At 66.5% G+C, this 23,871-nt stretch carries 20 protein-coding genes; 11 read left to right on the top strand and 9 right to left on the bottom strand.

All coding sequences use genetic code 11. From position 1 onward, the window contains the following. Positions 1-78: 78 nt before the first annotated feature. Positions 79-1,680 carry a carboxyl transferase domain-containing protein gene (locus E5A73_RS19345; RefSeq protein ID WP_135965486.1) on the bottom strand — a complete coding sequence of 534 codons (1,602 nt, stop codon included), beginning with the start codon at positions 1,678-1,680 and terminating at the stop codon, positions 79-81. Positions 1,681-1,803: 123 nt separating this feature from the next. Here E5A73_RS19345 and E5A73_RS19340 point away from each other — a divergent pair, with 123 nt between their 5' ends. Beyond that, complete coding sequence (locus E5A73_RS19340; protein WP_135965485.1) at positions 1,804-3,876, top strand: M13 family metallopeptidase; 2,073 nt, start codon at positions 1,804-1,806, stop codon at positions 3,874-3,876. A gap of 51 nt (positions 3,877-3,927) precedes the next feature. Here E5A73_RS19340 and E5A73_RS19335 read toward each other — a convergent pair whose 3' ends face one another. From E5A73_RS19335 to E5A73_RS19310, 6 genes are all read right to left on the bottom strand, one after another. Continuing rightward, positions 3,928-5,076 carry an isovaleryl-CoA dehydrogenase gene (locus E5A73_RS19335; RefSeq protein WP_135965484.1) on the bottom strand — a complete coding sequence of 383 codons (1,149 nt, stop codon included), beginning with the start codon at positions 5,074-5,076 and terminating at the stop codon, positions 3,928-3,930. An 81-nt stretch (positions 5,077-5,157) separates the two neighbouring features. Continuing rightward, positions 5,158-5,514 (bottom strand): Rieske (2Fe-2S) protein, encoded by a 357-nt coding sequence (locus E5A73_RS19330; protein ID WP_240700282.1) that lies wholly within the window; start codon positions 5,512-5,514, stop codon positions 5,158-5,160. Positions 5,515-5,616: 102 nt separating this feature from the next. Continuing rightward, positions 5,617-6,897 (bottom strand): homogentisate 1,2-dioxygenase, encoded by a 1,281-nt coding sequence (hmgA, locus tag E5A73_RS19325; RefSeq protein ID WP_135965483.1) that lies wholly within the window; start codon positions 6,895-6,897, stop codon positions 5,617-5,619. Positions 6,898-7,088: 191 nt separating this feature from the next. Further along, a complete protein-coding gene (gene hppD, locus E5A73_RS19320) occupies positions 7,089-8,129 on the bottom strand; it encodes a 4-hydroxyphenylpyruvate dioxygenase (protein ID WP_135965482.1) in 1,041 nt (346 codons plus the stop codon). A gap of 62 nt (positions 8,130-8,191) precedes the next feature. Then, a complete protein-coding gene (locus E5A73_RS19315) occupies positions 8,192-9,538 on the bottom strand; it encodes an FAD/NAD(P)-binding protein (protein WP_135965481.1) in 1,347 nt (448 codons plus the stop codon). Positions 9,539-9,542: 4 nt separating this feature from the next. Further along, entirely contained in the window at positions 9,543-9,809 is a 267-nt protein-coding gene (locus tag E5A73_RS19310; protein WP_135965480.1) for a DUF6356 family protein, read from the bottom strand. Positions 9,810-9,908: 99 nt separating this feature from the next. Between E5A73_RS19310 and E5A73_RS19305 the strand changes: the two genes are divergently transcribed. The 8 genes from E5A73_RS19305 to cobA all read left to right on the top strand — a co-directional run bounded on the left by E5A73_RS19305 (position 9,909) and on the right by cobA (position 21,353). Beyond that, positions 9,909-11,582, top strand: a complete 1,674-nt coding sequence (locus E5A73_RS19305) for an MFS transporter (RefSeq protein ID WP_135965479.1) — start codon at positions 9,909-9,911, stop codon at positions 11,580-11,582. Positions 11,583-11,596: 14 nt separating this feature from the next. Next, positions 11,597-12,178, top strand: coding sequence for an ANTAR domain-containing response regulator (locus E5A73_RS19300; protein ID WP_135965528.1), 582 nt, complete (start codon positions 11,597-11,599; stop codon positions 12,176-12,178). Next, entirely contained in the window at positions 12,175-13,380 is a 1,206-nt protein-coding gene (locus tag E5A73_RS19295; protein WP_135965478.1) for a CmpA/NrtA family ABC transporter substrate-binding protein, read from the top strand. Before E5A73_RS19300 ends, E5A73_RS19295 begins: the two co-directional genes overlap by 4 nt. Before the next feature lie 247 nt (positions 13,381-13,627). Next, positions 13,628-14,884, top strand: coding sequence for a nitrate/nitrite transporter (locus E5A73_RS19290; protein ID WP_135965527.1), 1,257 nt, complete (start codon positions 13,628-13,630; stop codon positions 14,882-14,884). 269 nt (positions 14,885-15,153) lie between these two features. Next, complete coding sequence (gene nirB / locus E5A73_RS19285) at positions 15,154-17,658, top strand: nitrite reductase large subunit NirB (protein ID WP_135965477.1); 2,505 nt, start codon at positions 15,154-15,156, stop codon at positions 17,656-17,658. Further along, a complete protein-coding gene (nirD, locus tag E5A73_RS19280) occupies positions 17,655-17,993 on the top strand; it encodes a nitrite reductase small subunit NirD (RefSeq protein WP_135965476.1) in 339 nt (112 codons plus the stop codon). The genes nirB and nirD overlap by 4 nt, the downstream gene beginning before the upstream one ends. A gap of 2 nt (positions 17,994-17,995) precedes the next feature. Continuing rightward, a complete protein-coding gene (locus E5A73_RS19275; protein WP_135965526.1) occupies positions 17,996-20,581 on the top strand; it encodes a nitrate reductase in 2,586 nt (861 codons plus the stop codon). After that, entirely contained in the window at positions 20,574-21,353 is a 780-nt protein-coding gene (cobA, locus tag E5A73_RS19270) for a uroporphyrinogen-III C-methyltransferase (RefSeq protein WP_420822589.1), read from the top strand. Before E5A73_RS19275 ends, cobA begins: the two co-directional genes overlap by 8 nt. Position 21,354: 1 nt before the next feature. On the opposite strand, the gene E5A73_RS19265 is transcribed toward cobA, so the two are convergent. Both E5A73_RS19265 and argJ read right to left on the bottom strand, forming a co-directional pair. After that, positions 21,355-21,774: a GFA family protein gene (locus E5A73_RS19265; protein WP_135965474.1), complete on the bottom strand. Its 420-nt coding sequence runs from the start codon at positions 21,772-21,774 to the stop codon at positions 21,355-21,357. Between the two features lie 3 nt (positions 21,775-21,777). Beyond that, entirely contained in the window at positions 21,778-23,004 is a 1,227-nt protein-coding gene (gene argJ / locus E5A73_RS19260) for a bifunctional glutamate N-acetyltransferase/amino-acid acetyltransferase ArgJ (protein ID WP_135965473.1), read from the bottom strand. 54 nt (positions 23,005-23,058) lie between these two features. Between argJ and E5A73_RS19255 the strand changes: the two genes are divergently transcribed. Both E5A73_RS19255 and E5A73_RS19250 read left to right on the top strand, forming a co-directional pair. Continuing rightward, complete coding sequence (locus tag E5A73_RS19255; RefSeq protein ID WP_135965472.1) at positions 23,059-23,484, top strand: energy transducer TonB; 426 nt, start codon at positions 23,059-23,061, stop codon at positions 23,482-23,484. A gap of 82 nt (positions 23,485-23,566) precedes the next feature. Next, entirely contained in the window at positions 23,567-23,827 is a 261-nt protein-coding gene (locus E5A73_RS19250; RefSeq protein WP_135965471.1) for a hypothetical protein, read from the top strand. The last annotated feature ends 44 nt before the right edge of the window (positions 23,828-23,871 follow it).

Genomic DNA, 23,871 nt, shown 5'->3' with positions numbered 1-23,871 from the left:
GCTTCATAGCGAACCTTTCAGTTCCTACCCGAGCGTGTCTCGGGGCGGGGAGGATTGAGCAAGGCGCATCGCCTGGCCTCACATTCGGAACACCCCGAACGCCGGGCGTTCGGGGATCGGCGCGTTGAGCGTCGCGGCAAACGCCAGTCCGAGCACGTCGCGGGTTTGCGCCGGATCGATGATGCCATCGTCCCACAGCCGTGCAGTGGCGTGCCACGGATTGCCTTCGTCCTCGTAGCGCTGGCGGATCGGCGCCTTGAAGGCTTCGGCTTCCTGATCGCTCCATCTGTCGGCATCGCGGTGGACCGTCGCCAGCACGCTTGCCGCCTGTTCGCCGCCCATCACCGAGATGCGGCTGTTGGGCCAGCTGAACAGGAAACGCGGCGAGTAAGCCCGTCCGCACATGCCGTAATTGCCTGCGCCGAAGCTGCCGCCGATCAGCACGGTGATCTTGGGCACCGTCGCGGTGGCGACTGCAGTGACGAGCTTGGCGCCATGTTTGGCAATGCCTTCGGCTTCATATTTGCCACCGACCATGAAGCCCGAAATGTTCTGGAGGAAGAGCAGGGGGATGCGCCGCTGGCAGGCGAGCTCGATGAAATGCGCGCCCTTCTGCGCGCTTTCCGAGAACAGGATGCCGTTATTGGCGATGATCCCGACCGGCATTCCCCAGATATGCGCGAAGCCGCACACCAGGGAGGTGCCGTAGAGCGCCTTGAACTCGTGGAACTCGCTGCCGTCGACGATCCGCGCGATGACTTCGTGGACGTCATAGGGCGCGCGGACGTCTTCGGGGACGATGCCGTAGAGCTCTTCCGGCGCGTATTTCGGCGGCCGCGGGGCGAGCAATGCGATGTCCGGCGTGCGGTCCGCAGGGAGATGGCTGACGGCGTCGCGGACGATCGTCAGCGCATGCTCGTCATTCTCCGCGACGTGATCGACAACGCCAGACTTGCGGCCGTGCAAGTCGCCGCCGCCGAGATCCTCTGCACTGATCACTTCGCCGGTCGCCGCCTTGACCAGCGGCGGGCCGGCGAGGAAAATCGTGCCCTGGTTGCGCACGATGACGCTCTCGTCGCTCATCGCGGGGACATAGGCGCCGCCCGCGGTGCAGCTGCCCATCACGCAGGCGATCTGCGGGATGCCGAGCGCCGACATATTGGCCTGGTTGAAGAAGATCCGCCCGAAATGGTCGCGGTCGGGGAAGACTTCGGCTTGGTGGGGAAGATTGGCGCCGCCCGAATCGACGAGGTAGATGCAGGGCAGGCGGTTGGCTTCGGCGATCTCCTGCGCACGAAGATGCTTCTTGACCGTCATCGGGTAATAGGTGCCGCCCTTCACCGTCGCGTCGTTACAGACGATCATGCAAGTGCGGCCGGAGACGCGGCCGATCCCGGCGATCATTCCGGCGCCGGGGACCTCGCCTTCGTACATGTCGCCGGCGGCGAGCTGGCCGATCTCGAGGAACGGCGATCCGGGATCGAGCAGCCGCTCCACCCGTTCGCGGGGGAGCAGCTTGCCGCGGCTGGTATGGCGGTCGCGCGAGGCCTCGGAGCCGCCGAGCGCCGCCGTGGCGACATCGGCGCGCAGCCGCTCTGCCAGCGCCCGGTTGTGCGCGGCGCGGGCGCGATATTCCTCCCCATCGGGCGACACCTTGCTGTCGAGCACCGGAGCGCTCATTAGGGCATCCTTCCTGTCCTAGTTTTGCCCTGCCTACACTGCGTGCCGCCGCTTGGGAAGACTGGCGCGCGCCGCGCTGGCGGAGTAGCACCCACGACGTTCGATTCAGTGGGAGAGCCCTAGGTGAAGACTCGCGCGGCTTTGTTTGCACTGCTTCTCGCAACCGCGGCCTGCACGCCGGGTGGCGGCACTCCGGGGAACGAGACTGCCGAGGCGGGGGCGGCGATCGGAGTCGATGTCGCGGCGCTCAACAGGAATGTGAAGCCCGGCGACGATTTCGAAGAATATGCCAATGGCGGCTGGCGCGCCCACACCGAAATCCCCGCCGATCGTTCGAGCACCGGCGCCTTCCTCGAAGTGTTCAACAAGGCGGAGGCCAACAACGCCGCGATCGTCCAGGCCGCGCTCAAGGCCAATGCCGCGCCCGGCACCGATCAGCGCCGCATTGCCGACTGGTACAATGCCTTCACCGACACCGCCGCGATCGAGCAGCGCGGGCTGGCGCCGCTTGGCTCTGAAATGGACGCGGTCGCGACGCTCAAAGACAATAAGGCACTGTCGACGATGCTCGGCGCCAATATCCGTGCCGACGTCGACCCGCTCAATGCGACCAATTTCGAGACGGCGAATCTGTTCGGGCTGTTCATCAGCCAGGCGCTGGATCGCCCCGACACCAATGTGCCCTATCTGCTGCAGGGCGGACTCGGGCTTCCGGAGCGCGACTATTATCTGTCGGACAAGCCCGAGATGGCGGCGATCCGCGATCAGTATCGCGCCTATATCGGCAAGCTGCTCAGCCTCGCCAACGTTACCGAGCCCGATGCCCGGGCACAGCGGGTGTTCGAGCTCGAGAGCAAGATCGCCCGCGCGCACACCGACATTGTCACCAGCCAGGACATCCACAGGGCGAACAACCCGTGGAAGAAGGCCGACTTTGCGAAGAAGGCGCCTGGGATCGACTGGGATGCTTTCTGGGCCGCGGCGGGCCTGGGCGGGCAGCAGGACTTCATCGTCTGGCATCCGCAGACCGTGGCGGCGATGGCCAGGCTGGTCGCCAGCGAGCCGCTCCAGGCGTGGCAGGACTGGCTGACCTTCCATCGCATCGACGAAGTCACCGATGTCCTCCCCGCCGCCTTCGACCAGGCGCATTTCGAATTCTTCAGCCACACGCTGAACGGCCAGCCCAAGCCGCGCCCGCGCGACAAGCGGGCGATCGGATCGGTCAATGCGTGGCTCGGCGACGCAGTAGGCCAGCTATACGTGAAGGAGTTTTTCCCCGCCTCGTCCAAGGCCGACATCCAGACGATGGTGAAGGGCATCCTCGGAGCGTTCGATAGGCGCGTCGCGGCGCTGCCGTGGATGGCGGAGGCGACCAAGGCCGAAGCCCGCAGGAAGATCGCCGGGATGCAGGTCGGGATCGGATATCCCGAGACGTGGCGCAGCTATGCCGGTCTCGACGTGAGGGCCGACGATCCGGTCGGCAATCTGCGCCGCGCCGAGCTTGCCGAATATCGTCACCAACTCGCCAAGCTCGGCAAGCCGGTGAACCGCGGCGAATGGTGGATGACTCCGCAGACGGTGAACGCCGTCAATCTGCCGCTGCAGAACGCGCTCAACTTCCCCGCCGCGATCCTGCAGGCGCCGTTCTACGATCCGGGCGCCGACGCCGCGGCCAATTACGGCGCGATCGGCGCGGTGATCGGGCACGAGATCAGCCACAGCTTCGACGATCTAGGCGCCAATTTCGATGCCGGTGGCCGGCTGCGCAACTGGTGGACTCCCGCCGACTTGGCGCGGTTCAAGGCAAGCGGCAGGGCGCTGGCGGCGCAATACGATGCCTATGAAGCGCTGCCGGGGCTGCGCCTCAGGGGCCAGCAGACATTGAGCGAGAACATTGCCGACGTGGCGGGGCTCACCGCGGCGTATGAGGCGTATCGCGCTTCGCTAAGTGGCAAGGAGCCGCCCGTGATCGGCGGGCTGACCGGCGACCAGCGCTTCTTCCTCGCTTATGCCCAGGCATGGCGCGACAAATCGCGCGAACAGGCGTTGCGCGCGCGGATCGCCACCGATGCGCATGCGCCAGCGCGCTGGCGCGCGCAGACGGTACGCAATCTCGATGCCTGGTATCCGGCGTTCGGGGTGCAGGCGGGGCAGAAACTATTCCTGACGCCCGAGCAGCGGGTGAAGGTCTGGTAAGGGGGGACATCGCCTGCGGTTGCGCAGACAAGCGCCCTCCCCGAGGGGGCTTCAGCCCCCCACCAACTCCCGCCCGATCAGCATGCGCCGGATTTCGTTGGTCCCCGCGCCGATATCGAGCAGCTTCGCGTCGCGGGCGAAGCGTTCGACCGGCCAGTCCTTGGTATAGCCCGCGCCGCCGAGCGCCTGGATCGCCTCGAGCGATACCCGCACGGCATTCTCCGAAGCCAGCAGGATCGCGCCTGCCGCATCGAACCGCGTCGTCCGCCCCGCGTCGCAATTCTTCGCTACCGTATAGACATAGGCGCGCGCCGAATTGAGCGCGACATACATGTCCGCGACCTTCGCCTGCATCAGCTGGAAATGGCCGATCGGCTGGCCGAATTGCTTCCGTTCGCGCAAATAGGGGAGCACGACGTCCAGGCACGCCTGCATGATCCCGAGCTGGATCCCGGCGAGCACGGTCCGCTCGTAATCGAGCCCCGACATCAGCACCCCGACGCCGCCGTTTAGCGGGCCCATCACTTGCTCGTCGGAGACTTCGCAGTCGTTGAAGACGAGCTCTGCGGTGGGCGAGCCGCGCATGCCCATCTTGTCGATCTTCTGGCCGATCGAGAAGCCGGGCATGTCCTTCTCGATCAGGAAGGTGGTGATCCCGCGGCTGCCTTCGCCGGTCTTGGCGTAGACGACGAGCGTGTCGGCATAGGCTGCGTTGGTGATCCAGAATTTGGTGCCGTTGAGGACGTAGCCATTGGCGGTCTTCTCGGCGCGGAGCTTCATCGAGACCACGTCCGAGCCGGCGCCGGCTTCGGACATCGCCAGGCTACCGATATGTTCGCCCGAGATGAGTTTGGGCAGATATTTGGCCTTCTGCGCGTCGTTCGCCCAACGGCCGATCTGGTTGACGCACAGGTTCGAATGCGCGCCGTAGCTGAGTCCGATCGACGCCGAGGCGCGGCTGACCTCCTCGCAAGCGATAACGTGTTCCAGATAGCCGAGCCCGAGGCCGCCATATTGCTCGTCGATGGTGATGCCGTGCAGGCCCAGTTCGCCCATTGCCGGCCAGAGTTCGCGCGGGAACCAGTCTTCGGCGTCGATGCGCGCCGCCAGCGGCTGGATCTGCTCCCTGGCGAAGCGCGCGGTGGTGTCGCGGATCATGTCGGCGGTTTCGCCGAGGCCGAAATCGAGCGTGGGTTCCATGCTGCCTCTCCTTGAGGACGTGTCAGTAATGCTGTCCTATTTGGCACGCTTTTCGCCGATCTCGCGCCCGATCGCAAGCCGTCAGGCGGTCACGAGCATCCCGTCTTTCACTGCGACCGGCCAAGGCTGGAGCGAAGCGCCGCCGCAGGGGCCGCCCACGCAGAACCCGTCCTCGATGCGGAACATCGCGCCGTGCCACGAGCACATCAGCAAGTCGCCGCGTGGCGTGACATATTCGTCGAGATCGCGCGCGAGCGGCAGCCCCATGTGCGGGCAGCGATCGACATAGCCATGGACCTCTTCGCCGCGACGCACGACGAAGCCGTGGAAGCGCCCGGCGCGCATCTCGAGCACGAACCCGCGCGCGCGGCCGTCGACGACGATGGTGAGCGGGCCGAGCGTGACGTTGGGGGGCGTGGTGGTGAGGCGATCACCCACAACCGATCGCCCTGAGATTGTCGAAGGGCGGTTCTTGTTCTTCCGTTCGAAAGAAGAACGGTGCTTCGACAAGCTCAGCACGAACGGGGAGAGGGAGTGATTTCACTGCGGCAGCTTCGCCTTGGGGAAACCCTGCCACGCGGCGTCGTAATCCGGCTGTGCCCGCTCCAGCGCAAACGCTGTCGGCCGATACGGCCAGCAGGTCTCGATCATGAACGCCATCGTGCCTTCGATCTTGTGCGGCTTGAGATCTGCGTTGCTCGCGCGTTCCCAGCTGGCGACATCGGGGCCGTGGCCCGACATCAAATTGTGCAGCGAGAGACCGCCCGGCGCGAAGCCCTCGGCTTTGGCGTCATAGGCGCCGTGGATCAGTCCCATCGCCTCGCTCATCACGTTGCGGTGGAACCAGGGCGGGCGGAAACTGTCCTCGGCGACCATCCATCGCGGCGGGAAGATCACGAAGTCCACATTGGCGCGGCCGGGCACGTCGCTCGGGCTGGTGAGCACAGTGAAGATCGACGGATCGGGATGGTCGAAGCTGACCGTGTTGATCGTGTTGAAGCGGGCGAGATCGTAGCGCCACGGCGCGAAATTGCCGTGCCACGCAACCACGTCGAGCGGGCTATGGTCGAGCGTGGTTGTCCACAGGTTTCCCAACGACTTTTGCACAATCTCGAACGGCTCGTCGCGATCCTCGAACCACGCCGCCGGGGCTTCGAAATCGCGCGGATTGGCGAGTCCGTTGGCGCCGATCGGGCCGAGATCGGGGAGGCGGAACAGGCTTCCATGATTCTCGGCGACATAGCCGCGCGCCTCGCCGTCGGGGACCAACGCACGAAACTTCACGCCGCGGGGAATCAGCGCAATCTGGCCTGGGGCGATGTCGATCCGGCCGAGTTCGGTAAGCAATTGCAGCCGGCCTGCCTGCGGAATGAACAGCAATTCGCCATCGGCATCGACGAAGACCCGCGCGTCCATATCCTGGTTGGCGGCATAGAGGTGGAGCGCGACGCCCTCCAGATCGGCGGGGTCGCGATTGACGAGCATCGTCGTCATGCCGTCGATCAGATCGGTGTTCGGGGCGGGTGCTTCGATTGGGTCCCAGCGCAGGCGATTGGGGGCGAGGGGCGCCCGAACGGCACCAGGGGCGAAGTTCTTTGCGCCTTCGTAGCGCGTAAAGGGCGGATGTTCGGCGCTCGGGCGCAGGCGATAGAGCCACGAGCGACGATTCTCGTGCCGCGGCGCAGTGAACGCGGTGCCCGAAAGCTGCTCGGCGTAAAGGCCGAAGGCGGGGCGTTGTGGGCTGTTGCGGCCGACGGGAAGGGCGCCGGGGACGGCCTCGGTCGAGACATGGTTGCCGAAGCCGGGGAAATAGTCGGTCATTCTGGCCTCCGGGAATAGCATTCGGCGTGGGCAGGAAGAAGAAATTGGTTCGCGCGGAGACGCGGAGATTTGTGCCTGCAGCCCATGCGTCCCGTCGCCTTGGCGGCAGGATTTCCGCAGCCAGAAACGGAAGGCGGCTGGCGCAAGCAAACGCTCCGCGTCTCCGCGCGAACCTCTATCTTCTTTTGATCTCAGGCGTCGACCTTGATCACGCCGCGGCGGATCTGGTCGAGCTCGATGCTCTCGAACAGCGCCTGGAAATTGCCGTTGCCGAAGCCTTCATTGCCCTTGCGCTGGATGATTTCGAAGAAGATCGGGCCGAACATGTTCTCGGTGAAGATCTGGAGCAGCAGGCCCTCGCCGCTCTCGACGCTGCCGTCTATCAGGATGCGGTTCTTCCTGAGCCGCTCGATATCCTCACCATGCCCAGGGACGCGCTTGTCGATCAGCTCGAAATAGGTCTCGATCGTATCCTGCAGCTTGACGCCGCGGGCGCGCAGCCGCTCGACGGTGTCGTAGATGTCGGGCGTGGTCAGCGCGAGATGCTGGATGCCTTCGCCGTGATATTCGCGGATGAATTCCTCGATCTGGCTCTTGTCGTCCTGGCTCTCGTTCAAGGGGATGCGGATCGCCTTGTCGGGGGCGATCATCGCCTGGCTGAACAGCCCGGTCGCCTGGCCTTTGATGTCGAAATACTTCTGCTCCTCGAAGCCGAACAGCGTCTTGTAAAATTCCGACCACACTCGCATCTGCCCGCGGCGGACATTGTGTGTGAGGTGGTCGAGCAGATCGAGCCCGACATTGTTCTCGGCCTCCGCCTGCTGCCAGCCGGGGACCTCGTCCCAATCGGCATAGAGGTCGGCGCCGTCTCTGATGAAATAGAGATACGAGCCGCCGATCCCGCGGATGACGGTGTCGTCCTCGTCGGTGCGCTCGCCGCCGTTTTCGAGCGCCCATGCCATCGCGGCGACGGGATCGGCGACGCGGAACGCCATCGCGCTCGCGGACGGGCCGTGCGCCGCGCGGAACTCGGCAACGCGACCGGTCTCATCGCGGTTCAACATCAGGTTGATGCGGCCCTGCTTGTAGCGGGTGACGTGCTTGCGCGGGTGCGTGTGGCTGGCGACGAAGCCCATCTGCTCGAACTGGCGCGCCATCGCGTCGGGGTCGGGCGAAGTGAACTCGACGAATTCGAAGCCGTTGAGGCCGAGCGGATTTGCGGGGTTTTCCATGCGGGGGAAATACGCGACCCGCCAGATAGTGTCAATTGATACCAACTCTGTCCGGCGTAACGCTAGAGCCCTTCGCCGCCGACCCAATGGGCGTTGGAGAGGCGGCGGGCTACGTTCCAGGTCTGTGTCCGGATGTCGGGCACGGCGACGATTTCCCAGAACGCTCCGCGCGTCATTGGGCCCAGAGCGTAGAGGTTCGGGTTGGCGCGGCCGTCGGCGGCGATCGTCTGGCCCTGATTGTCGACGTCGATGCCCAGATGGGCGGCGTCGGGGCGGATCAGCCCGCGTGCCGCGAGCTTCTGGAGCAAGGGTTCCTGGGTGCGGGCCAGGTCTCCGAGCGGGCCGGTGCAGTTGACGATGCGCTGGGCGAGCAGCGTTTCGGCAGCGTCGGTACCGCGGCGGCGGAAGTCGATCTGGATGCCGTCCGGCTGCTCGGCGAAGCCGAGCGTCTTAGCGGCAATCACTTCGAGCTGGCCGCGCTGGGTCACGGCGGTCAGACGAGCGAAGACTTCTGGCGCGAGACGGTGGCGGTGGACGTCCCACCACGGGCGCAAATGCCGCAGGAAGCGGCTGCGCTCGGCTTCGCTGGCATTGCCCCACATCGCCTGGGTGAACGGGCGGAGCTCGTCGACTGCGTTGCGCCAGCCGACCGCGTCGCCGCGGCTGCGGACCGACTGGAGGAGGCGCGAGGCAGTGCTGGCGGGGCGCTCGTCGATCCTCTGCCAGTCGGTGCCGGGACCGTGCGGGCGCGGGAGGAGGCCGCGCCGCGAGAGCGCGACGATCCTGCCGCGGAAGCCGCGCGCGTCGAGCAAGAGGACGACATCGACCATGGTGAGGCCGGTGCCGATGACGAGGACGGTATCGTCGGGGGAGAGGTTTTCGGGGACCGAGGCGTCCCAGGGATCGCCCTTGTAGCGATGCGCCGAGAGCTTTTCCGGGTCGAGCCCGGGCGGGTCGTGCGGCGGCAGGTTGCCGACCGCGAGCACGGCGGCATCGGCTTCGAGCGTGTGGTCGCGGAGCCGGACCTTCACGCCGCCGTCGAGTTTGACGTCCTGGACCTCGTCGCGGAGCAGGGTGAGCCGGCCGCTGGGATCGCGCAGCGCGGCTTCGAGCAGCTCGCGAAGATACTCGCCATAGATTACGCGCGGGATGAACGCGCTGGGCGCGTCGGCCACGCCGCGCGCCTCGATCCAGCGGACGAAGTGCGACGGGTCGTCGGGGAAGGCGCTCATGTTGCCGGCGCGGACGTTGAGCACATGGCTCGGGTGCGCGGCGCCATAAGCGAGCCCGGTGCCGGCGACCGGCGCGCGCTCGATCAGCGTGGCGCGCGGGCCCTTGTGGCGGAGCAGGTTGATCGCCTGCAGCGTCCCCGAAAAGCCTGCGCCGATGATGGCGACGTGTTCGATCACCCGGCTAGATTTCGTATTCGATCTGCCACTCGGGCTGCTGGAACGCCGGGCGCTCCTGCGAGAAAGCGGGCTGGCGCGCCTTCATCTGGCCGTAGAGCCGCTTGACCGTGTCGCTCGCGGTGCGGGTGAACAGGTTGGGCAGCACCGCGTGGATCACGCAGGCGGCGCCGCCCAGGATCATGGTGAAGCCGAAGCGTGCGGCGGTGGCGGCGTGCTCGCCATAGCTTTCGCCGACGCTGCGCGGGTGAGACAGGAAGTAGCGGTCGATCATTCTGGCTATCTAGAACGATGTGCCGCCGCTGTGAAGCGCGAGGGGTTTGCAGCCGCGCCGGCTTGTGGTTGGGTAGCGATAACAAGAGGGGAGCGATTCATGGCCGAGACCGCGGGGCAGCCCGATCACCACAAGGCGACGCAGAACGAGAAGCTGGTGATCGCGGCATCGTCGCTCGGCACGGTGTTCGAATGGTATGATTTCTACCTCTACGGGCTGCTCGCCACGATCATCTCGACCAAATTCTTCTCGGGGGTCAACGAGACGACGGGGTTCATCTTCGCGCTGGCGGCGTTCGCGGCCGGCTTTGCGGTGCGGCCGTTCGGCGCGCTGGTGTTCGGCCGGATCGGCGATCTCGTCGGGCGCAAGAACACCTTCCTCGTCACGATGGCGATCATGGGGCTTTCGACCTTCGCCGTCGGGCTGCTGCCCAGCTACGCCTCGATCGGAGTCGCCGCGCCGGTGGTCCTGATCGTGCTGCGGCTGGCGCAGGGCCTTGCGCTGGGCGGCGAATATGGCGGCGCCGCGACCTATGTCGCCGAGCATGCCCCGAACAACAAGCGCGGGCTCTACACCAGTTGGATCCAGACGACCGCGACTCTGGGGCTGTTCGCGGCCTTGCTCGTCGTGATCGGCACCCGCTGGGCGATCGGCGAGGAAGCGTTCGCCGACTGGGGGTGGCGCGTGCCGTTCCTCGTTTCGATCGTCCTGCTCGGCGTATCGATGTGGATCCGGCTCCAGCTGAGCGAGAGCCCGGTGTTCCAGAAGATGAAGGATGAGGGCACCACCTCCAAGGCGCCGCTGACCGAGGCATTCGCGCGCTGGGGCAATCTGCGCATCGTGCTGATCGCCTTGTTCGGCGCCGTCGTCGGGCAGGCGGTGGTCTGGTATACCGGACAATTCTATGCGCTGTTCTTCCTCGAGAAGACGCTCAAGGTCGACGGCTGGACGACCAACATCCTGATCGCGATCGCGCTGGCGATCGGCGCGCCGTTCTTCGTCTTCTTCGGCTGGCTGAGCGACCGGATCGGCCGCAAGCCGATCATCCTGGCGGGCTGCGCGATCGCCGCGGCGAGCTATTTCCCCTTGTTCGGGATGCTCACCGAGGCGGCGAATCCGGCCCTGGCGCATGCGCTGCGGACTTCCCCGGTGACGGTGACCGCCGATCCTGCCGAATGCTCGTTCCAGTTCGATCCGATCGGCAGGAACAAGTTCGACGGCTCGAGCTGCGACATCGCGAAGACCTTCCTGGCCAAGCAGGGCGTCGGCTATCGCAATGTCGAGGCACCGGCGGGAACGACCGCGACGGTGCAGGTCGGCGCGCAGCAGATCCCGGTCTACGATCCGCGCAAGGACGCGCTGACCGAAGGCGCGGTGCCGGCGATCGGGATCGCCGACTTCCAGGATGCGGCCAAGGCGGCTCTGGTCGGCGCGGGCTATCCGGCGAAGGCAGATCCGGCGGCGATCAACAAGCCGATGGTCGTGCTGGTGCTGACCTTGCTCGTGCTGCTGGTGACGATGGTCTACGGGCCGATCGCGGCGATGCTCGTGGAGCTGTTCCCGAGCCGGATCCGCTACACGTCGATGTCGCTGCCTTATCATATCGGCAATGGCTGGTTCGGCGGATTCCTGCCGGCGACGGCATTCGCGATGGTCGCGGCGACCGGGGACATCTATTACGGGCTCTGGTATCCGGTGGTGGCGGCGCTGGCGACGCTCGTGCTGGGGCTGTTCCTGCTGCCCGAGACCTACAAGCGCTCGATCGACGATTGACCCCGGCTGCGACCTTGCGGATCGTGATCGTCGACGACAGCGGCTTGCGCGCGTCCGTGCTCGAAGAGGGGCTGCGCGAGGCGGGTTATGACGACATCCATGTCGTGCTGCCGCAGGGCGCGTTCGTCGCCAAATTGGAGCGGATGGCGCCCGACGTGGTGCTGATGGACCTTGGCAGTCCGAGCCGCGACACGCTCGAGGAGATGCTCGCGGTGAGCCGCGCGCTGGCGCGGCCGATCGCGATGTTCGTCGACCAGTCCGACGATGCGATGATCGGTGCGGCGATCGATGCGGGGGTCTCGGCCTATGTCGTAGACGGGCTACGCAAAGACCGAGTCAAGCCGATCCTCGATCTTGCGATCCGCCGTTTCAATGCGTTTGCCCGGATGCAGAGCGAGCTCGACGAGGCGCGCACCGCGCTCGCCGATCGCAAGACGATCGACAAGGCCAAGGCGATCCTGATGCAGACCCGCAGCCTGTCCGAGCCCGACACCTACGCGCTGCTGCGCTCGACCGCGATGCGCCAGAACAAGCGAATCGCCGAGGTCGCCGACGCGCTGATCACCGCGCACAGCCTGCTCGGGGGGCAGCCATGACTCCGCTATCGCTTGCTTTCCTGCCGCTGACCGACAGCGCGCCGCTGATCGTCGCCCGGGCGAAGGGCTTTGCCGAGGGGCAAGGCATCGATCTCAACCTCGTGCGCACCACTTCCTGGGCGACCCTCAGAGATCGGCTGGTCTACGGCCAGGTGCAGGCCGCGCACATGCTCGCGCCGCTGGCGATCGCTGTGAACCTTGGGCTCAGCCAGCATCCGGCGGCAATCTCTGCGCCGTTCAAGCTCAACGTCAACGGCAATGCGCTGGTGATGGCGAGCGCGTTCGCGCTGGCGCTCGACCCCGAGCCGGCCAAGCGCGTGAACGATCCCGAGGCGACCGCGCACGACTTTGCCAACGCCATCGGACTGTACAAGCGCAAGCCGGTGATCGGCGTGGTGCATCGCTTCTCCAGCCATGCGCTGATGTTGCGCTACTGGCTGGCGTATGGCGGGGTCGATCCCGATCGCGACGTCAATCTGCGCGTGCTGCCGCCGTCGTTCATGGGGGAGGCATTGCGGCTGGGCGAGATCGACGGGTTCATCGCCGGCGAGCCGTGGAACAGCGTCGCCGTGGCCGAGGGCGCGGGCGAGATCGTGGCGGCGGGAGTCAATATCTGGCGGCGCGGAGTCGAGAAGGTGCTGGCGATGCGCACCGACTGGATGGAGGCCAATGCCGAAACCGTCGATCGACTGCTCGTCGCCGTGTCGCAAGCGGCGGCGTGGTGCGACGACCCGGCGAATCGCGAGGAACTGGCGCAAATGCTCGAGCGGCCGGAGCATGTCGGCCAGCCTGCCGAGTGGATCATGGCGGGGCTCAGTGGCCAGTTGATGCTGCGCCGCGGCGACGCTCCGGTTGCCGTTCCCGAGTTCGTGCTGTTCCACCGCGAGGCTTCGGGGTTCCCGTGGCGGAGCCAGGCGCTGTGGATCTATTCGCAACTGGTGCGCTGGGGGATGGTCGAGGCAGATCCCGCCACCGAGCGCCAGGCGGCAGACGTGTTCCGGCCCGATGTGTATCGTCGCGCGCTGGGGGCGGCAGGGCTGCCGATGCCCGGCGCGAGCATGAAGCTGGAAGGCGCGCTGACCGCGCCGCTGCCGGTTGGCGCGCATCGCGGGGCACTGACTCTCGGCCCCGACCGCTTCTTTGACGGTGCGGTGTTCGATCCCGAGGATATCAGCGGATATCTTGCTGCACTTGCGCGCTGATCGTGGATAAGTTTTTTGCACTTGCGAAAAGAATCGAATTGAGGAAGCTTTAGGGTCGACGCGCGATGATGCGCGTCCATGGAGGATGCCCCAGCGCGGGGGCGGTCCTTCTCGATATCATCAGCAAAGCCGCTGTCCGGTCCCTGCATGTGCACGAGGCCGGAGGCGGCTTTTTTCGTGCCTGCGGCGCAGCTTTGTTCGGTGCCTAGGGCACAGGGGAGTTCGGGCGATGAAGATTGCAGAGCTAATGCGCGAAGGCTTCGATTATGCCGGGGGCGGCGCGGATGTGGATCCGGCGCCGGCACGGGCAAAGTCGAGCTTCTGGCAATCGGGACACACGCCGACGTTGATCGCGGCATTCCTCTATTTCGATCTGGCGTTCATGGTCTGGGTATTGCTCGGCCCGCTCGCGCCTGACATCGCCAAGACGTTGCAGCTGACCGCGGCGCAAAAGGGGTTGATGGTCGCGACGCCGACCCTGGCGGGGGCGCTGCTGCGCGTCGTCAACGGGCTGCTGGTCGATCGGATCGGGCCCAAGCGTGCCGGGGCGATCAGCCAGATCATCGTGATCGTCGGGCTGTTCACGGCCTGGGTGCTGGGCGTGAACAGCTTCGCGGGGACGCTCGCGCTGGGCGTGATCCTCGGCTTCGCCGGGGCGAGCTTCGCGATCGCATTGCCGCTCGCGAGCCGCTGGTATCCGCCCGAGCATCAGGGCAAGGCGATGGGGCTCGCGGGAATGGGTAATTCGGGGACGGTGCTCGCCGCGTTGTTCGCTCCGACGCTCGCCAAGCTGTTCGGATGGAATTCGGTGCTCGGGCTCGCCTGCATCCCGCTTGCGGTCGTGTTCGTCGCCTATATGCTGATGGGCAAGGACGCGCCGAATGCGCCTGCGCCCAAGAAGCTGACCGCCTATTTCCAGCCGCTCAAGCTGCCCGACGCGTGGTGGCTGATGGGGTTCTACGCGGTTACCTTCGGCGGGTTCGTCGGGCTGGCGGCGTCGCTGCCGATCTATTTCACCGACCGGTTCGGGCTGAGCACGATCACCGCCGGCTATTGCACCGCGGCCTGCGTGTTCGCCGGATCGCTGGTGCGGCCGCTGGGCGGCGCGCTGGCCGACCGGATCGGCGGGGTGAAGGCGCTGTCGGCAGTGTTCGTGGTCGCGGCGGTCGCGCTGGCCGGGGTGAGCGCGGCGTCGAGCGTGGCGAGCGCACTGCCGCTGTTCGTGTTGGCGATGCTCGCGCTCGGCACCGGCAACGGATCGGTGTTCCAGCTGGTGCCGCAGCGCTTTCAAGTCGAAATCGGCGTGATGACCGGGCTGGTCGGCATGGCCGGGGGGATTGGCGGGTTCTACCTCGCTTCGTCGCTGGGTTTCGCCAAGCAACTGACCGGGAGCTTCTCGGCGGGGTTCTTGATCTTCGCCGGGCTGGCGCTGGTGGCGCTGGGGGGGCTGCGGCTGGTGGAGGGGCGGTGGCGAGCAACCTGGACGAGCGGCGCGCGCATCTGAACTGGCGCGGGTGGTGACGGTTTGGGGACAAGCGAAATGCTCGTGCTGCAATGCAAAATTCGCACTTGAACAAACCGGCGCGAATCAGCATCATGCTCTGTATCGGGCAAGGACGCTCGAACAAGACATAGCTGCCGCTCCCAAGGTCGGGAACCGGTGGTGCATCGACCGGCAGACCGCCGGTCAGGGTGATTGGCAAGGCCGCCATGCAGGCGCTGGATTTCTCCAGCGGCCGGCATGGCGGCCTTTTTGCGTTCTGGAGCTTGAGCATGGAGCTGATTGGCGAAGGCTGGACCGGCGAGGCGGCGGAGGGGGCACCCGACGTGCCGGTGCGCCGCGAGCATCTGGTGGTGGTGGGCAACGGCATGGCTGGGTGCCGCGCGGTCGAGGAATTGCTAGCGCGCGATCCGCTGCGCTACCGCGTGACGATCTTCGGTGCCGAGCCGCATGTGAATTACAACCGGATCATGCTCTCGCCGGTGCTCGCGGGGGAGAAGACCTTCGACGAGATCGTGATCAACGGGCATGACTGGTATCGCGACAACCGGATCGAGCTGATCTCCAGCGATCCGATCGTCGCGATCGACCGCGAAGCCAGAATAGTTGCCTCGCGCAGCGGCCGCACGCTTGGCTACGACAAATTGCTGATCGCGACCGGCTCGGATCCGTTCATCATCCCGGTGCCGGGCAAGGATCTGCCCGGGGTGATCAGCTTCCGCGACATGAGCGACGTCGATGCGATGTTGGCCGCGGCGGGCAAAGGCGGCGACGCAGTGGTGATCGGCGGCGGACTGCTCGGGCTCGAGGCTGCGCACGGGCTGAGCCTGCGCGGCATGAAGGTCACGGTCATCCACCTGATGCCGACGCTGATGGAGCGCCAGCTCGACGAGGCAGCGGGGTGGCTCCTCAAATCGGCGCTCGAGGCGCGCGGGCAGACGATTCTGACCGGCGCCGACACCGCCGAGATCCTCGGCACCGATGCGGTCGAGGGTGTCAGGCTCAAGGACGGCACGGTGATCCCCGCGAGCATCGTGGTGATGGCGGTCGGCATCCGCCCGAGCACTGCGCTCGCTCGCGCAGCGGGGCTTGCGGTCGGGCGCGGCATCCAGGTCGACGATCACATGGTGACCAGCGATGCCAATGTGCTCGCGGTCGGCGAATGCGTCGAGCATGCCGGACTCGTCTACGGCCTCGTCGCGCCGCTGTGGGAAATGTGCCGCGCACTCGCCGACGGGCTGGTCGACAAGCATAGCGGGTATAGGGGCTCGGTCACGTCGACCAAGCTCAAGGTCTCGGGGATCGACGTGTTCTCCGCAGGCGACTTTTCGGGTGGTGACGGCGCCGAGGACATCGTGCTGCGCGACGCCTCGCGCGGGGTCTACAAGCGGCTCGTGGTCAGGAACGATCGCATCGTCGGGGCGGTGCTCTACGGCGATACCGGCGACGGGAGCTGGTATTTCGACCTGCTGCGAAAACAGGAAGATGTCTCCCAACTCCGCGAAATGCTGATCTTCGGCCAAGCCTTCGCCTCAGGAGGGGGGCAGGCGGACCCTAAGGCGGCCGTTGCGGCGCTCTCGGGCGATGCCGAGATCTGCGGCTGCAACGGCGTTTCCAAGGGGCAGGTGGTCGCCTGCATCGACAAGGGTGCGTGTAGCCTCGATGCGGTGCGCGCCGGGTGCAAGGCTTCGGCGAGTTGCGGTTCGTGCACAGGGCTGGTCGAGACTTTGCTCGCGGTCACGCTTGGCGATGCGGTCCAGGCGGGGCCGAAGACGATGTGCAAATGCACCAGCTTCGGCCATGACGACGTTCGCCGCGAGATCGTCGCGCAGGGGATGCGATCGATCCCCGAAGTGATGCAGATGCTCCACTGGAGCACGCCCGACGGCTGCTCGAGCTGCCGCCCGGCGCTCAATTACTATCTGCTCTGCGCGCTGCCCGGCGACTATAAGGACGACCAGCAGAGCCGCTTCGTCAACGAGCGGATGCACGCCAATATCCAGAAGGACGGCACCTATTCGGTCGTCCCGCGGATGTGGGGCGGGATCACCAGTCCGCGCGAGCTGCGCGCGATCGCCGACGTGGTCGAGAAGTTCGAGGCGCCGATGGTCAAGGTCACCGGGGGCCAGCGGCTCGACATCTTCGGGATCAAGAAAGAGGATCTGCCCGCGGTCTGGGCCGATCTCAACGCCGCGGGGATGGTCTCGGGGCACGCGTACGGCAAGTCGCTGCGCACGGTGAAGACCTGTGTGGGCTCCGAATGGTGCCGCTTCGGCACGCAGGATTCGACGGGCCTTGGCGTCCAGATCGAGCGGATGACCTGGGGGTCGTGGATGCCGCACAAATTCAAGATCGCGGTGTCGGGATGCCCGCGCAATTGCGCTGAAGCTACGATCAAGGATTTCGGCGTGGTCTGCGTCGACAGCGGTTACGAATTGTCGGTCGGGGGCAATGGCGGGATCAAGGTCCGCGCCACCGATTTCCTGTGCAAGGTGGCGACGGAGGCCGAGGCGATGCATTACTGCGCCGCCTTCGTGCAGCTTTACCGCGAGGAAGCGCGCTATCTGGAGCGCACCGCGCCGTGGATCGAGCGAGTCGGCGTCGACTATATCAAGGCTCGGATCGCCGACGATGCCGAGGGCCGCGACGCGCTGGCCGCGCGCTTCCTGTTCTCGCAGAGCTTCAGCCAGGAAGACCCTTGGGCCGAGCGCGTCGCCGACGATGCGCGCCAGCATGCGCACATGGCCGAATTTCGTCCCGAAGGAGCAATGGCATGACCGCGGACTGGCTCGACATCGGCTGGCTGGAGCAGATTCCTGTGCGCGGCTCGCGCACCGTGCCGGTTGCCGGGGGCGAAGAAATCGCGGTGTTCCGCACCGGCGACAATCAGGTGTTCGCATTGGTCAATCGCTGCCCGCACAAGGGCGGGCCGCTCAGCCAGGGGATCGTGCATGGGCACAGCGTTGCCTGCCCGCTGCATAATTGGAACATCGCACTGGCGACGGGCTCGGCGCAGGGCGAGGACAAGGGGTGTACGCCGGTTGTGCCGGTGAAGGTCAGTGGTGGGCGGGTGTTGATCTGCCGGGCTAGCACGCTGAAAGCGGCGGCCTAGTGATCGAAGTCCGCACGACCTGCGCGTATTGCGGCGTCGGCTGTGGCATCCTTGCGACGCGCACCGGTGCGCGCTCGGTGGAGATCAAGGGCGATCACGAGCATCCAGCCAACCAAGGCCGGCTCTGCTCGAAGGGCACGCATCTCGGCGAGACGGTTGGGCTGAATGGGCGGCTGCTCCATCCGATGATCGGCAAGCGCCAGGCGAGCTGGGACAAGGCGCTCGACCTGATGGCGAAGCGATTCCGCCAGACGATTGCCGAGCACGGACCCGACAGCGTCGCTTTCTACGTTTCGGGCCAATTGCTCACCGAGGATTATTACGTCGCCAACAAGCTGATGAAGGGATTCATCGGCTCGGCGAACATCGACACCAATTCGCGGCTGTGCATGTCGAGCGCGGTCGCCGGACACATGCGCGCGTTCGGCGAGGACGTGGTGCCGGCGAGCTACGACGATCTCGATGCCGCGGACCTGATCGTGCTGGTCGGATCGAACACCGCTTGGTGCCATCCGGTGGTCTATCAGCGGATACGCGCACGCTGCGACGCGGGCGCCAAATTGGTGGTGATCGATCCGCGCCGCACCGAGACCGCCGACGAGGCCGACCTGCATCTGCCGATCAAGCCGGGCAGCGACGTCGCGCTGATGAACGGCCTGCTCGCGCATTGCCGCATCAATGGACTGATCGACGAGACCTACCTGTCCCGCAGCGTCAGCGTACCGGATGACTTCTGGGACAAGGTTGGAGAGGGGAGCGACCTGTGGTCGGTGGCGAAGGCGTGTGACTTGCCGCCCGCCGACCTCAGGCGCTTCTTCGAATTGTTCGCTGCAAACCCACGCACCGTCACGATGTTCAGCCAGGGTGTGAACCAGTCGCTGCGCGGCACCGATCAGGTCAACGCGATCACCAATGTCCACCTCGCGACAGGAAGGATCGGCAAGCCCGGCGCGGCGCCGTTCTCGATCACCGGCCAGCCCAATGCGATGGGCGGGCGCGAGGTCGGCGGGCTCGCTTCGACCTTGGCGGCGCATATGGGTTTCGCGCCCGACGATGTCGCGCGGGTCGGGCGCTTCTGGGCGGCGCCGAGCATGGCGTGCAAGCCGGGGCTCAAGGCAGTCGACCTGTTCCGCGCGGTGGGCGAGGGGCGGATCAAGGCATTATGGGTGATGGCGACCAATCCCGCGGTCTCGATGCCCGATGCCGGGCGGGTGCGCGACGCGCTGGCGGCCTGCCCATTCGTCGTGGTTTCCGATGTCATCGCCGAGACCGATACCAGCAAGTTCGCGCATGTCCGCCTGCCGGCCGCGGCATGGGGCGAGAAGGACGGCACGGTCACCAATTCGGAGCGGCGGATCAGCCGCCAGCGCGCGATGCTCGACTTGCCGGGGGAGGCGATGCCCGATTGGTGGATCGTCAAGGAAGTCGCCGCGCGGATGGGGTGGCGGACGGCCTTCGCTTATGATCGGCCTGCCGACATCTTTCGCGAGCACGCGCGGCTCTCGACGTATCAGAATGGCGGTGCGCGGCTGTTTGCGCTTCCCGGACAGGCGGCGCTCGGCAATGCAGCCTATGACGCGCTCGAGCCCTATCGCTGGGGCGGCGACGCCTTCGCGGACGGGCGTTTCCCGACGCCGGACGGCAAGGCACGGTTGATCCCGGTGCAGCAGATGGCGCCGCAGGATCCGCTGGCGAAATGGCCGATGACGCTGAATACGGGGCGTTATCGCGACCATTGGCACACGATGACGCGCACCGGACTGAGCCCCAAGCTGGCGCGGCATCGCGACGAGCCTCTGGTCGAGGTGCATCCGGAGGACGCGGTGGAACTAGGGCTTGCCGATCGCGGGCTGGCGCGCGTTTCGACCCCGCAGGGCGAAAGCGTGTTCCGGGTGACCTTCAGCGCGGGACAAAGGCGCGGCGAATTGTTCGTCCCGATCCACTGGACCGACCAGCACGCGACTGGCGGGCGTGCCGGGCTGCTGCCCCGCCCATTGGTCGATCCGCATTCGGGGCAGCCGGGGTTCAAATCGACTCCTGCGGCGATCGCGCCGGTCGCGGTAGCATGGCGCGGTTTCCTGCTCGCTGCGGGCGAGGTGCGCCCGCCCGATTGCCTGTGGGCGACGCGGGTGCAGGTGCCGGGCGGTGTGCTCTACGAACTCGCCGGCGAGGGCGATCCGGCGCAGCTCGACGCGCTGCTGCCCAAAGGCGAGCGCATCGAGGCGCTGGATCGCGCTCGCGGGTCGCGACGCCTCGCAGTCTTGCAGGACGGCAAGCTGGCCGCGGCCTTGTTCGTCACGCGCGAGGGGCTGCTCCCGTCGCGCGACTGGCTGATCGCGCAGATCGGTGAAGCGGCGAGCCCGACAGTACTGGCCGGCACTGCGCCCGGCGCGCGCGAGGATCGCGGGCCGATCGTCTGCCTGTGCTTCGACGTCGGGCTCAAGACGATCGTCCACGCGGTCGCGTCGCAACAACTGACCAGCGTCGAGGCGGTCGGCACGGCGCTTTCGGCGGGGACCAATTGCGGCTCGTGCCGCCCGGCGATCCGCCGGCTGATCGAGCAGAACAGGAGTGCGGCCAATGCGTGACGCAATCATCGGGCTGGGCGAAGTGTGGCTGGTCGGCGCGGGGCCGGGCGATCCCGACTTGCTCACCCGCAAGGCCGAACGCCTGCTCTGCGCGGCGAGCGTGGTATTCTATGATGCTTTGGTCGGCGAAGGAGTGCTCGGGCTGATCCCGGCGCATGTGCGTAAGGTGCCGGTGGGCAAGCGTTCGGGCCGGCATTCGAAGGATCAGGGTTCGATCAACGTGCTCCTGGTCGAGGCCGCGCTGGCCGGCGAACGCGTCGTGCGGCTGAAAGGCGGCGATCCGTCGATGTTCGGGCGCTCGATGGAGGAAGTCGCGGCGCTCGCCGAAATCGGCGTGCGTGCGCAAATCTGCCCCGGCGTCACTGCCGCCAGCGCCGCCGCGGCATCGGCGGGCATCTCATTGTCGCTGCGCGGGCTCGCGCGCCGCGTACAGTTCGTCACGGCGCATGCCAAAGCCGGCGAACCGCTCGATCTCGACTGGACGCAGCTCGCCGATCCCGGCTGCACCACCGCTTTCTACATGGGCCGATCGGCCGCCGCGGACATCAGCCGCAATCTGATCGCGCACGGGCTAGACCCGAAGACGCCGGTATTGATCGCTTGCGACGTCAGCCTCGCCAGCGAGCGCTGCCTGCGCACCCGGCTCGATCTGCTGCCGCTGGCCGTGGAGGCAGTAGCTGAAGGCAAGCCTACGCTGATCCTGGTCGGGGAGTCAGTGCGGGTGAAGGACGCGGTCGCGCTGCGGATAGCCGATCGCGCGGAAGCGAGTTAATTTAATCCGGCGACAGCCCGCGCGTGTCGGGCCGGAACCGGTCGTGTCGTGGAAGGGCGTCGCAGGCTTCGGCCCAGGCGATCCGGCTGGCGTAGAAGATGTGAAATCCCGGGGTCACCCCGTCGGGCTCGTCGAGCGTCGCAATGCTGAAATCGACCGTGTCGGGCTGGTGGTCCACCTGCATCAGGAACGGCGTGCCACAGCGCGTGCAGAAACGCCGGTGCCCGAAGTCGCTCGACGCGATCTTGCCAACCAGATCGACGCCCTGCGTGAAGACGAAATCGTCGGTCGGCACGGTGGCGAACGCCATTGCCGGGCTGCCCGAGTTCAGCTGGCAGGTGCGGCAATGGCACCAGCCCGCGTCATCGGGCGCGGACGCCAGCCGATAGCGTACCGCGCCGCAGAGGCAGCCACCTTCCATCGCTCAGCTCCGGTAATCGGCGTTGATCGAGATATAGCCGTGGGTGAGGTCGCAGGTCCAGACGGTGGCGCGGCCCTCGCCCAGGCCGAGATCGACCCCGATCTCGATTTCTCGGCCCTTGAGATGCGCGGCCACAGGGGCCTCGTCATAGCCTTCGACCGCGAGGCCGTCGCGCGCCACCTGAGTTGTGCCGAAGCGGATCGCGAGCTTGTCGCGCTCGGCGGGTTCGCCGGCCTTGCCGACCGCCATGACGATTCGGCCCCAATTGGCGTCCTCGCCAGCGATGGCGGTCTTGACCAGCGGCGAATTGGCGATCGACATCGCGATGCGGTGGGCGCTGCGATCGCTCTCGGCGCCCTCGACGGTGATTTCGATCAGCTTCTGCGCGCCTTCGCCGTCGCGGACGACGAGCAACGCGAGCTGGTGGCAGAGATCGGCGAGCGCGGCGCGGAAGGCGTCGGCGCCTGGGTCGTCCTCGCTCGCCAGCGGGGCGTTGCCCGCCTGGCCGGTGGCGAAAGCGAGGATCGTGTCGCTGGTCGACGTGTCGCCGTCGACGGTGATGCACGAGAAGGTCTTGCGGTTGGCATCGTTCAGCGCGGCCTGGAGGAATTCGGGCGCGACCGCGGCGTCGGTAAAGACGAAGCCGAGCATCGTCGCCATGTCGGGCGCGATCATCCCCGAGCCCTTGATGATCCCGACGAGGTTGACAGTGCGCCCGTCGACCACTGCGCTCGTCACCGCGGCCTTGGCGAAGGTGTCGGTGGTCATGATCGTCGCGGCGGCGTCTTCCCAGCCGCACGGCGCGGCGGTGAAGGCGGCGTCGAGCCCGGCTTCGGCCTTGTCGATCGGCAGCGGCACGCCGATCACGCCGGTCGAAGCGACGAAGACGTCCGAAGGGTCGCAGCCGAGATGCGCGGCGGTGCGTGCCGCGATCGCCTCGACTGCGGCGCGGCCGCGATTGCCGGTGAAGGCGTTGGAATTGCCGGCATTGACCACCAATGCGCGCGCTTTGCCGAGCACCAGCGCCTTGCGGCACCATTCGACTTCGGGCGACGGGCATTTGCTGTTGGTCAGCACGCCGGCGACGGCGGTGTCCGCATCGAGCGTGACGAAGGTCAGGTCGCAGCGGTCCCAGTTCTTGTAGCGCGCGCGGGCGACGCGCAGGGCGACGCCGGGGATCGCGGGGAGGTCGGGGAAAGGGAGGGCGAGCGGGGAGCGGTCGGTGGACATGGATCAGCCTGCTGATAGGGTGCGGCTGCTTCGGGTAAGCGGGGGGAAAGATCAATGATTTTGGCGATGCTGCTATTCAGTCAGCAAGTGACCAGTCCGGCTACCCGCGAACCGTCGCCCGCCACTGAATCGGGCACGCCAGCGCCATCCATGGTGGCGGCGGAGATTGCCGAGCAGATCGCAGCCGCACCGAAGCGGGGCACCCTATGGCCGAAGCTGCTGCACAAGCCGCCAGTATCACGCTTTTTTCCAGCAGCCTCACTGCTTGCCGGCCAGGAGGGGGAAGCCGTCCTGCGCTGCAGGCTCCGCGTCACCGGCAGTCTCGACGCATGTACGGTCGCGTTAAGTTCGGGCGTTCCGGCCCTCGACGCAGCATCGCTCGAATGGGTGGCGGATGTACGGTTCCGTCCGCAGATCTCCAACCGCAAGCCAGTCGAAAGCGATGTCATTCTGCCGGTCCGTTGGGCGATCGAACACTGATCTTCGCGCGTTTACCCGCTTTTGATTAGACGAACGGCAGTCGGCGCACTATGTCGCAGCCTTCTGCCCCGAGAGAGCCGAATTGAACCTGCTGCTTCTCCTGACTGCGTTGCTCGCGAGCCTGACCGGTATCGGTTCGGGCGATCGCGGCGTACGCGGGGTTCAGGACGTGGCAGTGGTCCGCGCGACCGAAGTGGTTCAGGCAGTGAGCCAGCGCGCAGGCTCGGCGCGGCCGTCGCACCCCGTCGCGAATGAGATCGCCACGCCCGGCCAGCGCTGGGCGGTTGCGGAATCCGTTTTGCTTCCGAGCGCCGAACAGCGCTTCGAGCGTCGGCTCGAATAAGCCTGCGCGCGGTCCGCTGACGGACCGCTCTTCGCTCCTTTTCG

It is taken from the genome of Sphingomonas gei (assembly GCF_004792685.1).
Taxonomy (GTDB): Bacteria; Pseudomonadota; Alphaproteobacteria; order Sphingomonadales; family Sphingomonadaceae; genus Sphingomonas; species Sphingomonas gei.
This window is presented reverse-complemented; position numbering and strand designations above follow the sequence as displayed.